Genomic DNA, 11,747 nt, shown 5'->3' on the forward strand with positions numbered 1-11,747 from the left:
GCGCGTCAATCGGTAAGGGTTTCGAATCAGCCCCCGGAGATCTTCCGGCCGAGGGCCAATCCCCCCACAAAGAATGACGAGGAGATCCCTCTTCATGGCAATTCACAAGCGTGCACGCCGGTTCAAGCTGACCGCCTCCATCACCGCGGTGGCCGCCGCCGCCGGAGTCACCCTGATGGCCAGCCCGTTCGCGGGAGCGGCACCCGCTCCCGCGACGGGCAAGATCTACGGTGCCGACGCGGCGACCGCCGTCTCAGGCAGCTACATCGTGATGCTGGACCACAAGGCCGACAAGGCGAAGCTCGCCAAGGAGTACGGCGGCAAGCTGAAGCGCAACTACAGCTCCGCCATCAACGGCTTCTCCGCCAGCGGCCTTTCGGAGACCGAGGCCAAGCGCCTCGCCGCCGACCCGGCCGTCTCCAAGGTCGTCCAGAACAAGAAGTTCCACGCGAGCGCCACCCAGGACAACCCGCCGTCCTGGGGCCTGGACCGCATCGACCAGGCGGAGACCGCCGGGGACAACGCGTACACCTACCCGGACAGCGCGGGCGAGGGCGTCACCGCGTACGTCATCGACACCGGGGTCCGCACCACGCACCAGGAGTTCGAGGGCCGGGCGAGCTCGGGCTTCGACGCGGTGGACAACGACGACAGCGCCGACGACGGCAACGGCCACGGCACCCACGTGGCCGGCACCATAGCCGGGGCGACGTACGGCGTCGCCAAGAAGGCCAAGATCGTCGCCGTCCGTGTCCTCGACGACTCCGGCTCGGGCACCACCGAGCAGGTCGTCGCCGGCATCGACTGGGTGACCGAGAACCACCAGGGCCCGTCCGTCGCCAACATGAGCCTCGGCGGCGGCGCGGACGAGGCGCTCGACGCGGCCGTCCAGAAGGCCATCGCCTCCGGAGTCACCTTCGCGGTGGCCGCCGGGAACGACTCGAGCGACGCCGGCGAGGGCTCCCCGTCCCGCGTCCCGGAGGCGATCACGGTCGCCTCCTCCACGGTGGACGACGAGCAGTCGTCGTTCTCCAACTACGGCTCGGTCGTGGACATCTACGCCCCGGGCTCGGACATCACCTCGTCGTGGAACGACAGCGACGACGGTTCCAACACCATCTCCGGCACGTCCATGGCGACCCCGCACGTCGTCGGTGCCGCCGCCGTCTACCTGGCGGGCCACCCGGAGGCCACCCCGGCGGAGGTCGCCACGGCGCTCACCGAAGGAGCAACTCCGGACGCCATCGGCAACGCCACCGAGGGCACGGCGAACAAGCTGCTGAAGATCGTCGAGTAGACACGGGCACCCGCTGACCCGGCGGCCGCCGCGCTCTCCCCCACGGGGCGCGGCGGCCGTACGGCTCGGGCAGATCGTCCTATGGTGTGCCCATGATGATGTACGCGGTGCCGTCACCCGGAACGAGCGGGAGCGGCCACCGGAGGCCCGCCGCGGCCGGGCCCCGCACGCTGCCCACCGGACCGGCCGCCACCCCCGGACGCGGCGCATGAGCGAGCCGACCCCCGGAGTGGCCGCGGCGGTCGAGGGCGAACTCCGCCTCATGGACCCGATGGTCCGGGCCTCCACCGAACTCCTCGTCCAGGTCCTGCACCCCGACTTCCACGAGGTCGACACGACCGGCCGCCACTGGGACCGCGCGATGGTCATCACCTCGCTGATCTCGGACGAGGCCCCACGGCCCGGACAGCTCACCGCCTCACGGATGCGCGGCGTCCAGCTCGCCGACGAGCTCGTCCACGTCACCTTCGACACCGAGGCCAAGGGAAAACGGGCCCACCGCAGTTCGTTGTGGCGGCTCACCGAGGCGGGCTGGCTGCTCTACTACCACCAGGCCACCCCCTTCGTCACCCCGGCGGACGCCGACGAGCCGGAGGCCGGCAGGTGACCTCGCGGGCCGTCAGCCCCGGGCCGGCCGCTGGGCACGCGCCGTCCACCGGCCGTCCGTGCGGGCGATCCGTACGGGATGACCGAAGCAGTCACTGACCAGGTCCGTGGTCACCACCTCGTCGGCAGGCCCCGAGGCCGTACAGCGCCCGCCGCGCAGCAGCATCGCATGCGTCGTGGAGGCGGGCAGCTCCTCCAGATGGTGCGTGACCAGCACCGTCGCCAGTTCCGGATTCTCCTCGCGCAACGCGTCCAGACTGTCCAGCAACTGCTCCCGGGCGGCCAGATCCAGGCCGGTGGCCGGCTCGTCGAGCAGCAGCAGCCGGGGCTGCGGCATCAGCGCACGGGCGATGAGCGTACGGCCGCGCTCGCCCTGGGAGAGGGCCGGCCAGCGCGCGTGCGTCTTCCCGCCCATCCCCAGCATCCTCAGCAGCCGCTCGGCCCGCTCCCGCTGCTCCGCCCCTGGCGCCCAGCGCGGCAGCGGCTCGACGGAGTTGGTCAGGCCGGTCAGCACCACCTGGCTCACGGTCAGCGGAGAACGCAGCGGATGACGCGGATCGACATGGCCCAGCAGGGTGCGCAGCTCCCGCAGATCCACCCGGCCGAGCCTGCGCCCGAGCACCTCCACCGTGCCCCGGGTCGGGTGGGCGACCGCGCCGAGCAGCTTGAGCAGCGTGCTCTTGCCCGCCCCGTTGGCACCGAGCAGGGCCCAGTGCTCCCCGCCGCGCACGGTCAGCGAGACCGAGTCCAGCAGGACGTTCCCGTCGCGTACGAGCGAGACGCCATCGGCCCGGATCACCGGTACTCCGGCAGCCGGGGCGGGCCGGTCGTGGGCGGCGGTCATGGTCACGTGCGGGTACTCCTTCATGCGGGTGCGAGCGCCTCCAGGCGGCTCATGTCCTCGGTCGTCAGCCGGACCTCCCGCGCCCCCAGGTTCTCCGCAAGATGGACGGGCGAACCGGTGCCCGGTGTCGGGCACAGCACGGGGGAGCGGTGCAGCAGCCAGGCGAGGGCGATCTGCCCGCGGGTGGCACCGTGGCTCCGCGCGACCGTGTCGAGGGCGGCGGCGGCCTCGCCCGTCAGCGCGCCGTTGGCCAGCGGGAACCAGGGGAGAAACGCCAGGTCATGGGATTCGCACACCTTCAGCACCGCGTCCGAGCCGCGGTCGAGGAGGTTGAAGCGGTTCTGCACCGAGGCGATCCCGGTCAGGGAGAGCGCCTGCTCCAGCTGGTCGGCGGTGAGGGTGTCCAGACCGATGCAGCGGATCTTACCTTCCTGCCGCAGCGCGTCCAGGGCGCCCAGCTGCTCCGCCATCGGCACCCGGGGGTCCAGCCGGTGCAGCTGGTACAGGTCGATCCGGTCGGTCCGCAGACGGCGCAGGCTGGCCTCGCACATCGCCCGCAGCTGCTCCGGCCGCCCCGCGATGTGCCAGGCGTCGTCACCGGTCCGTACGACCCCGCCCTTCGTCGCGATCACGAGGTCGTCGCGGTACGGGTGCAGTGCTTCGGCCACCAGCTCCTCGGCCACGCCGGGGCCGTAGTTGTCGGCGGTGTCGATCAGCGTGACGCCCTGCTCGACCGCCGACCGGAGCACCGCCAGCGCGTCCCGGCGCTCGCCGCGCGGGCCCCAGTAGCCGGGGCCGGTCAGCTGGGCGGTGCCGTAGCCGAGACGGCGCACGGGCAGTTCGCCGCCGAGGAGGAACGAGCTGCTGGGGGAGGTGGGCGATGCGGGCATGAAGGAACAGTAGTCCGGCGGCCCCGCACCCCCGCCGGCCGGTCGCTGTCGCGTTTTTTCAAGACCGGGCGCGGTGATCCTTCCTAAGCTGACGAGCATGAAGACCGAGCACGCCCATATGACCGAATGCGCCGCCGAAGCCGCCCGTGTGGCCCGCGGCATCCGCCCCGAACAGCTCGACGCCCCCGGCACTCCCTGCGCCGGCTGGGACGTCCGCGGCCTCGTCAACCACTGGGTGCTCTACACCTCGCACGGCATGGAGCACCGCGCCCTGCGCACGGAGATCCCCGAGGAACTCACCACCCGGGACTTCACGGCGGACGCCGACTGGGCCGAGCGGTACGCGGCCCAGCTGGACCGCGCCGTCGCCGCCTGGTCGGACCCCGCCGTCTGGGAGGGCGAGATCGGCAGCGGTGACTCGGCCACCCCGGCCGCGGACACCGCCGCGATGCTCATCGAGGAGACGGCCCTGCACGGCTGGGACGTGGCCCGGGCCACCGGCCAGGAGTTCCGGCTCTCCGACGAGGCGGCCGCCCACGTCCTGGCGATCGTCGAGAGCACCGCCGCGCTCTACCGCCAGTACGAAGGCTTCGCCGACGAGCTCACGGTCGGCCCGGGGGCCGACGACTTCACCCGCGCCCTGGCCCTGAGCGGCCGTGATCCGCAGTGGACCGCCGCGCAGTGAATGGCCCATTCCCGCGGGTGCCGAATGGCCCGCGGGAATGAGCCACCGGCTGGCTAGGCTCCTCGCATGACCTCTCACCGCACCCCGGGCACGGGCAGGGCCGTCGTCGACTTCTACTTCGACCCGGCCTGCCCGTTCGCCTGGATCACCTCCCGCTGGATGCTGGAGGTGGAGCAGCAGCGCGACATCGAGCTCCGCTTCCACGTGATGAGCCTCTACCTGCACAACACGGGCAACGAACTCCCCGACTGGTACCGCGCCCTCGTCGACAAGTCGATCGGCCCGGTACGCGTCGCCGCCGCCGCGTCCGGACTGCGCGGCGAGGCCGTGCTGCGCGACCTGTACACGGCCTACGGAACGCGGATCCACCAGCAGAAGAACGAGGACTTCGACGAGGTCGTCGCCCAGTCCCTCGCCGAACTGGGCCTGCCCGCCGAACTGGCCGGGGCCGCGCACGATCCGGCCTACGACGAGGCGGTGCGGCGGAGCCACGACGCGGGCAAGGACCCGGAGGCGGACGGATACGTGGGCACGCCCACCCTCCATGTCGACGGGACCGTGTGGTTCGGCCCCGTGCTGCGGGCGGTGCCGCGCGGCGAGGAGGCGGCGCGGCTGTTCGACAGCTTCCGGGTGCTCGCCGGCCACGAGGACTTCTTCGAGCTCAAGCGGACCCGCACGGGCAGCCTGGACATGGGCTGAGCCAACAGCCTGGACAGGGGTCGAGCGAAAGGGCCTACGCGCTGACCCGGGCGGTCCGGGCCACCCGGGCACGGGCCTCGTCGTACCGGTCGAGCAACAGCCGCGCCAGCTCCGGCGACGGGCCCAGCACACCGGCCAGCACATCGGCCCCGGCCTCGGCCGCCCCCGCCGCGATGCGGTCCGGGAGGCGGCCGGGCGCGATCACGTACGGGGCGACCGCCACCCGGCGCACCCCGTCGGCCCGCAGGGCCCGCACCGCGTCCTCGGTGCGGGGTTGAGATGCGGAGGCGAACGCAGGCCGCACGGAACACCAACCGGTGTGCCGCAGCTCCCGCGCGATTTCAGCGATCACTGCGATCGCCTCCGGGTCCGTGGAGCCCGCCGAGGCCAGGACGAGCCCGGTCGAGCCTCTGTCGCCGGGGCGTACCCCGGCTTCGTGCAACCGCCGCTCCAGGGCGGCGTTCAGCAGCGGCGACGGGCCGAGCACCTCGGCCTGCCGCACCCGCAGCCGCGGCAGCCGGGCGCGCGCCTCCCGCAGGACCGCGGGGATGTCGGACTTGGCGTGGAAGGCCCGGGTGAGCAGCAGCGGAAGCGCCACCACCGCACCCGCCCCTTCCGCGTCCAGCCGTTCCAGGACCCGTGGCACCGACGGCGCGTTGAAGTCCAGGAACCCGGTCTCCACCCGCAGCCCCGGCCGCAGCGCCCGTACCCGCGCGGTGAGCGCGTGCACGGTCGCCGCGTGCCGCGGATCGCGGCTGCCGTGGGCGATGACGAGAAGGACCGGAGAAGGCATCAGAGGCTCAGTTCTTGACGAGGAGACCGCGGCTGCGCAGCACCCACCGCTCCAGCGGACTGAAGATGAGCAGATCGATCGCGATGCCGACGAACAGGATCAGGAGGATGGCGAGGAAGATCCCCGGCATGTCCGCGTTGTTGCGGCCGTTCTCCAGCAACTGGCCGAGCCCCAGACCGAGGTCGGGCGACGAGGCGATGATCTCGGCGGCCATCAGCGAGCGCCAGGAGAAGGCCCAGCCCTGCTTCAGACCGGCCAGATAACCGGGCAGGGCCGCCGGCATGACGATCAGCCAGGTACCGCGCAGACCGGTCGCGCCGAGGGTCCGGCCCGCCCGGAGGAAGAGCGGTGGCACCTGGTCGACACCGGACACCAGACCGTTGGCGATCGACGGCACGGCGCCCAGCAGGATCACCGCGTACATCATCGAGTCGTTGAGACCGAGCCAGATCACGGCCGGCGCCACCCACGCCACGGACGGCAGGGACTGCAGCCCGGACAGGATCGGGCCGATCGCGGCACGGACGAACTTCACCCGGGCCACCAGCAGTCCCAGCGGCGTTCCGATGGCGACCGAGAGCAGGAAGCCGAGCAGACCGCGCGAGACGCTGGTCCACACCACCTCCAGCAGCGTCCCCTGCCGCCACATGTCGCTCAGACTCTCCGCGACCGCGGAGGGCGAGGGCAGCTTGTAGTCCTCGGTCACCTGCGCCCAGACGAGCAACTGCCAGACGACGACGACCAGGGCGACCGCCAGCAGCGGCGGCAGGACCTTGCGCAGCAGTACCTCGCGCACCGGCGCACGGTGCACCTGCACGGCGTCCAGCGCGTCCAGGCCGGCCTCCAGACCGGCCAGGTCGTCCGGCTTCACCGCATCCGGCCCGGCCCCGCCGGACCCCGGTGCGCCCGACGTGATATCAGTGCTGGCCATGACGGCGGATCTCCCCACGCAGTTGTTCGGTGATCTCGACGGACAGTTCCGCGACCGCGGTGTCCTCGATGCGGCGCGGCTGCTCGATGTCGACCGTCCACTCGCGGGCGATCCGGCCGGGGCGGGAGGAGAGCAGCACCACGCGCTCGGCGAGACGTACCGCCTCGCGCACGTTGTGCGTGACGAACAGGACCGAGACGTTCGTCTCGCGCCAGATCCGGGTCAGCTCGTCGTGCAGCACATCCCGGGTGATGGCGTCGAGCGCGGCGAACGGCTCGTCCATCAAGAGCAGCTGACTGTCCTGGGCGAGCGCTCGGGCCATCGCCACCCGCTGCCGCATGCCGCCCGACAGCTCGTGTACCCGCTTGCCGTACGCCCCGCCCAGCCGCACCAGCTCCAGCAGCCGCTCCGCCTCCGTACGGCGTTCCGACTTCGGCACGCCGCGCAGACGCAGGGCCAGCTCGATGTTCTTGCCCGCGGTCAGCCACGGGAACAGGGCGTGCTCCTGGAACATCAGGGCCGGCCGCCCGCCGGGGGTCTCGATGGTCCCCCCGGTCGGGCGGTCGAGTCCGGCCACCAGATTGAGCAGCGTCGACTTACCGCACCCGGAGGCTCCCAGGAGGGTGACGAACTCGCCCGGAGCGACATCGAGCGTGATGTCGTCCAGGACCAGCTGCGCTCCCGTGGGTCCGGCGAAGGACTTCGAGACATGTGCGATGCGGGCGGCGTGCCCGGCCTCGACACGGTCCTCGGCCTTGGTGAGGGTGTTCGCCATGGTCGTCACCTCCTGGGGTCTTCGAGCGGCTGGTTACTTGACGCCGAGACCGGCGTCGGCGACCTCGGGCTTGCCCGCGGCCTTGAGGATCTTGTTCAGCGGCTTCAGGTCGTAGATGCCCTTGAGGTCGGGCTCCTCCAGCAGACCGGCCTTCACCGCGTGCTCGGCCTGCGCGTCGAGCGTGGCGGCCAGCGGGTCGTCGGTGATCTGGATCGACTTCCAGGCCGGGTCGATGATCTCGGCCGGCAGCGCCTTGCCGGTGAGCTTCTTCAGCGCGGCGTTCGCGGAGGCCTTCGCCTTGTCGGGATTGGCGTTGATCCAGGCGTTCGTGTTCACCGAGCCGCGCAGCACGGCCTCGACGACGTCCGGGTGCTCCTTGAGGAACTTCTGCGACACGATGATGTTCGTGATCACGAACTTGTCGTCGGGCCACAGCGTCGACTCGTTCAGCAGTTCCTTGGCGCCCTCGGCGACCAGCTTGGAGGCGGTCGGCTCGGGGACCCAGGCGCCGTCGATGGAACCGGACTTGTAGGCGTCCGGGGTCACCTTGTTGTCCGTACGGACGACGGAGACGTCACCCTTGCCGCTCTGGGCGTCGACCTTCCAGCCCTTCTCGGAGATCCAGTTGAGGAAGGCCACGTCCTGGGTGTTGCCGAGCTGCGGGGTGGCGATCTTCTTGCCCTTGAGGTCGTCCAGGGTCTTGATCTTGTCCGGGTTGACGACCAGCTTCACGCCGCCGGAGGCGGCACCACCGATGATCCGCAGGTTCTTGCCCTGGGACTTGGTGTAGCCGTTGATGGACGGCGAGGGGCCGATGAAGCCGATGTCGATCGAGTCGGCGTTCAGGGCCTCGATCTCGGAAGGACCGGCGTTGAACGTCGAGGTCTTGAGCTGGGTGCCGCCGAGCTCCTTCTGGAACAGACCCTCCTGGTCGCCCACGAGCGCGGTGGCGTGGGTGAGGTTCGGGAAGTACCCGATCCGCACGGTGTCGGCGGAGAGCTTCTTTCCGTCGGCGGCGACGTTCGCCTTCTTGGCGTCGTCGTCCTTCGCGTCGGAGCCGTAGCCGCAGGCGGTGAGCGCCACGGCGAGCAGCGGCAGTGCGGCGGCAGCGGCGAGGCTGCGGCGAAGCGTGGTACGGGGGGCAGACACGGGAGGTCTTCCTCTCGGAGGCCCGGTGCTCACGTCCCTCGGAAGTCCGGGGACGCGGCCGGGAGGTCGGCAGGTCTTCGTCTGAACTGGCGGTACAGGCGGTGCGGTTGGTGCTGCCGGGCGCGCAGGCAGTGCGCGTACGTCAACGCGCACATCGCGCAACCCCGCCCTGGCCGCTGCCGAGGGCGCCGCTGCCGACGCGGCCGCCCTCCTTCGCGAAGGTCGAAAAGACGTCGCGACTCATCAGAAGTCCCACTCGGCGTCGTCGTCCACCGGGGTCCCGGTCTCCGGGACGGCGGCGAACGAGGCGCCCGCCATGCCGGCCGAGAGCGTGGTGCCGTCGGCCGGGTCGATCAAAAGGAAGGACCCGGTGCGGCGCGAGTCGGCGTACGCGTCGAGCGCGAGCGGCTCGGCGGTACGGATCACGACGCGGCCTATGTCGTTGGCGACGAGCCGGCCGGGTGCCGGGTGCTGCGAGAGGTCGTCCAGCGTCAGCCGGGACGGGATGTCCTTGACGATCGCCTTGACCGTGCGGGTGGTGTGCTTGAGCAGCACCCGCTGGCCCACGGTGAGCGGCTGGTCGGCGACGTGGCAGACGGTCGCCTCGACGTCCTGGGTGACGGCGGGCGAGTCGTCCGCCGGGGCGATCAGGTCGCCGCGCGAGACGTCGATGTCGTCGGCCAGGCGCAGGGTGACCGACTGGGGGGCCCAGGCGATGTCCACGCTGTCGCCGAGCAGATCGATGCCGGCGACCGTCGACGTACGGCCGGAGGGCAGCACGGTGACGGGTTCGCCGACGCGGAACACACCGGCGGCGATCTGGCCCGCGTAGCCCCGGTAGTCGGGGAGCTCGGCGGTCTGCGGACGGATCACGTACTGGACGGGGAACCGGGCGTGGCAGGCGGTGAGGTCGTGGCTGACCGGGACCGTCTCCAGGTGTTCCAGGACGGTCGGGCCGCCGTACCAGTCCATGTGCGCCGACGGCTCCACGACGTTGTCGCCGGCCAGCGCGGAGATCGGGATGGCGGTGATCTCCGGGACACCCAGGGAGGCCGCGTACGCGGTGAACTCCTCGGCGATGGCGGCGAACACCGGCTCCGCGTACGCGACCAGGTCCATCTTGTTCACGGCCAGCACCACGTGCGGGACGCGGAGCAGCGCCGCGACGGCGGCGTGCCGGCGGGTCTGCTCGACGACGCCGTTGCGGGCGTCGACCAGGACCACGGCCAGCTCGGCCGTGGAGGCGCCCGTCACCATGTTGCGGGTGTACTGCACATGGCCCGGGGTGTCGGCGAGGATGAACCGGCGGCGGGTGGTGGCGAAGTAGCGGTAGGCGACATCGATGGTGATGCCCTGCTCGCGCTCGGCCCGCAGCCCGTCGGTCAGCAGCGCCAGGTCCGGCGCCTCCTGGCCGCGCTTGCGGGACGCGTCCTCGACGGCCTCCAGCTGGTCGGTGAGGACCGACTTGGAGTCGTGCAGCAGCCGTCCGACGAGGGTGGACTTGCCATCGTCGACGGACCCCGCGGTGGCGAACCGCAGCAGGGTGGTGGTCGACAACTGCTCGGCCAACTGGGTGGGTGTGGTCATTTTAGAAGTACCCCTCGCGCTTACGGTCTTCCATCGCGGCCTCGGACATCTTGTCGTCGGCGCGGGTCGCGCCCCGCTCGGTGAGCCGGGAGGCGGCGATCTCGGTGATCACGGCGTCCAGCGTGGTGGCGTCGGAGTCGACGGCGCCGGTGCAGGACATGTCGCCGACGGTGCGGTAGCGCACCTGACGGGTCTCGACCGTCTCGTGTTCCTTGGGGCCGCCCCAGTCGCCCGCGGTCAGCCACATGCCGGAGCGGTTGAAGACCTCGCGCTCATGGGCGAAGTAGATCTGGGGGAGCTCGATGCCCTCGCGCTCGATGTACTGCCACACGTCGAGCTCGGTCCAGTTGGAGATCGGGAAGACCCGCACGTGCTCACCGGCGGCGTGCCGGCCGTTGTAGAGCTGCCACAGTTCCGGGCGCTGACGGCGCGGGTCCCACTGGGAGAACTCGTCGCGCAGCGAGAAGACCCGCTCCTTGGCGCGCGCCTTCTCCTCGTCGCGGCGGCCGCCGCCGAACACGGCGTCGAAGCGGTGCTGCTGGATCGCCTCGGTCAGCGGCACGGTCTGGAGCGGGTTGCGGGTGCCGTCGGGCCGCTCGCGGAGCTTGCCGGCGTCGATGTACTCCTGGACGGAGGCGACGTGCAGGCGCAGCCCGTGCTCGGCGACCGTGCGGTCGCGGTACTCCAGGACCTCGGGGAAGTTGTGCCCGGTGTCCACGTGCAGCAGCGTGAACGGCACCGGCGCGGGCGCGAACGCCTTGAGCGCCAGGTGCAGCATCAGGATGGAGTCCTTGCCGCCGGAGAAGAGGATCACCGGCCGCTCGAACTCTCCCGCCACCTCACGGAAGATGTGCACGGCCTCGGACTCCAGGGAGTCCAGGTGGCTGAGTGCGTACGGATTGTCGGTGCCTTCCGACACAGTCGCGACGGTCGTCACGCTGCACCCCTCTCGCTCAGCAGCGCGTACAGCTCCGCCGCGGACTCCTGCACGGTCTGCTGGTGCGACTCGATCCGCAGATCGGGCGACTCGGGCGCCTCGTAGGGGTCGTCCACCCCGGTCAGCCCGCTGATCTCGCCCGCCGCCTGCTTGGCGTAGAGCCCCTTCACATCGCGCACCGAGCACACCTCGACCGGAGTGGCGACATGCACCTCCAGGTAGGCGGTGCCCTCGGCCTGGTGCCGCTTGCGGACCGCGTCGCGGCTGTCCGCGTACGGGGCGATGACCGGGACCAGCACCTTCACGCCGTTGGCCGCCAGCAGTTCGGCGACGAAGCCGATCCGCTGGACGTTGGTGTGGCGGTCCTCGCGGGTGAAGCCGAGGCCCGCGGAGAGGAACTCGCGGATCTCGTCACCGTCGAGCACCTCCACCCGGTGGCCCTCGCCGCGCAGCCGCCCGGCGAGTTCGTACGCGATGGTGGTCTTGCCCGCGCTCGGCAGACCGGTCAGCCAGACGGTGGCTCCCGTCTCCGTCACGCTCATCGAAGTCTCCTG

Annotated in this window: 13 protein-coding genes; 4 read left to right on the plus strand and 9 right to left on the minus strand. The window is 71.3% G+C overall.

The features are described from left to right. Positions 1-94: 94 nt before the first annotated feature. Positions 95-1,297: a S8 family peptidase gene (locus EAO72_RS38080; RefSeq protein ID WP_148021556.1), complete on the plus strand. Its 1,203-nt coding sequence runs from the start codon at positions 95-97 to the stop codon at positions 1,295-1,297. Between the two features lie 208 nt (positions 1,298-1,505). Continuing rightward, positions 1,506-1,904, plus strand: coding sequence for a nuclear transport factor 2 family protein (locus tag EAO72_RS38085; protein WP_148021557.1), 399 nt, complete (start codon positions 1,506-1,508; stop codon positions 1,902-1,904). Between the two features lie 12 nt (positions 1,905-1,916). Here EAO72_RS38085 and EAO72_RS38090 read toward each other — a convergent pair whose 3' ends face one another. Next, the gene (locus EAO72_RS38090; protein ID WP_148022272.1) at positions 1,917-2,747 is read right to left on the minus strand and encodes an ABC transporter ATP-binding protein; all 831 of its coding nucleotides are present in this window, start codon (positions 2,745-2,747) and stop codon (positions 1,917-1,919) included. Positions 2,748-2,767: 20 nt separating this feature from the next. Then, entirely contained in the window at positions 2,768-3,637 is an 870-nt protein-coding gene (locus EAO72_RS38095; protein WP_148021558.1) for an aldo/keto reductase, read from the minus strand. Between the two features lie 97 nt (positions 3,638-3,734). Here EAO72_RS38095 and EAO72_RS38100 point away from each other — a divergent pair, with 97 nt between their 5' ends. Beyond that, positions 3,735-4,322, plus strand: a complete 588-nt coding sequence (locus EAO72_RS38100; protein ID WP_148021559.1) for a TIGR03086 family metal-binding protein — start codon at positions 3,735-3,737, stop codon at positions 4,320-4,322. A 66-nt stretch (positions 4,323-4,388) separates the two neighbouring features. Then, positions 4,389-5,021 (plus strand): mycothiol-dependent nitroreductase Rv2466c family protein, encoded by a 633-nt coding sequence (locus EAO72_RS38105; protein WP_148021560.1) that lies wholly within the window; start codon positions 4,389-4,391, stop codon positions 5,019-5,021. Positions 5,022-5,055: 34 nt separating this feature from the next. Here the strand turns inward: EAO72_RS38105 and EAO72_RS38110 are convergent, their stop codons facing one another. The 7 genes from EAO72_RS38110 to cysC form a co-directional block, all read right to left on the minus strand. Beyond that, the gene (locus EAO72_RS38110; RefSeq protein WP_148021561.1) at positions 5,056-5,814 is read right to left on the minus strand and encodes a sirohydrochlorin chelatase; all 759 of its coding nucleotides are present in this window, start codon (positions 5,812-5,814) and stop codon (positions 5,056-5,058) included. A gap of 7 nt (positions 5,815-5,821) precedes the next feature. Continuing rightward, entirely contained in the window at positions 5,822-6,745 is a 924-nt protein-coding gene (locus EAO72_RS38115; RefSeq protein WP_148021562.1) for an ABC transporter permease, read from the minus strand. Then, on the minus strand, positions 6,732-7,520 hold the full coding sequence (locus tag EAO72_RS38120) for an ABC transporter ATP-binding protein (protein ID WP_148021563.1): 789 nt from the start codon (positions 7,518-7,520) through the stop codon (positions 6,732-6,734). Before EAO72_RS38120 ends, EAO72_RS38115 begins: the two co-directional genes overlap by 14 nt. Positions 7,521-7,553: 33 nt before the next feature. Then, positions 7,554-8,669 carry an aliphatic sulfonate ABC transporter substrate-binding protein gene (locus EAO72_RS38125; protein WP_148021564.1) on the minus strand — a complete coding sequence of 372 codons (1,116 nt, stop codon included), beginning with the start codon at positions 8,667-8,669 and terminating at the stop codon, positions 7,554-7,556. A 243-nt stretch (positions 8,670-8,912) separates the two neighbouring features. Beyond that, positions 8,913-10,256, minus strand: a complete 1,344-nt coding sequence (locus EAO72_RS38130) for a sulfate adenylyltransferase subunit 1 (RefSeq protein ID WP_148021565.1) — start codon at positions 10,254-10,256, stop codon at positions 8,913-8,915. Position 10,257: 1 nt separating this feature from the next. Continuing rightward, the gene (gene cysD / locus EAO72_RS38135) at positions 10,258-11,193 is read right to left on the minus strand and encodes a sulfate adenylyltransferase subunit CysD (RefSeq protein ID WP_148021566.1); all 936 of its coding nucleotides are present in this window, start codon (positions 11,191-11,193) and stop codon (positions 10,258-10,260) included. Continuing rightward, positions 11,190-11,735: an adenylyl-sulfate kinase gene (gene cysC / locus EAO72_RS38140; RefSeq protein WP_401961581.1), complete on the minus strand. Its 546-nt coding sequence runs from the start codon at positions 11,733-11,735 to the stop codon at positions 11,190-11,192. Before cysC ends, cysD begins: the two co-directional genes overlap by 4 nt. Between the last annotated feature and the right edge of the window lie 12 nt (positions 11,736-11,747).

Source organism: Streptomyces sp. OR43 (assembly GCF_008042275.1).
Taxonomy (GTDB): Bacteria; Actinomycetota; Actinomycetes; order Streptomycetales; family Streptomycetaceae; genus Streptomyces.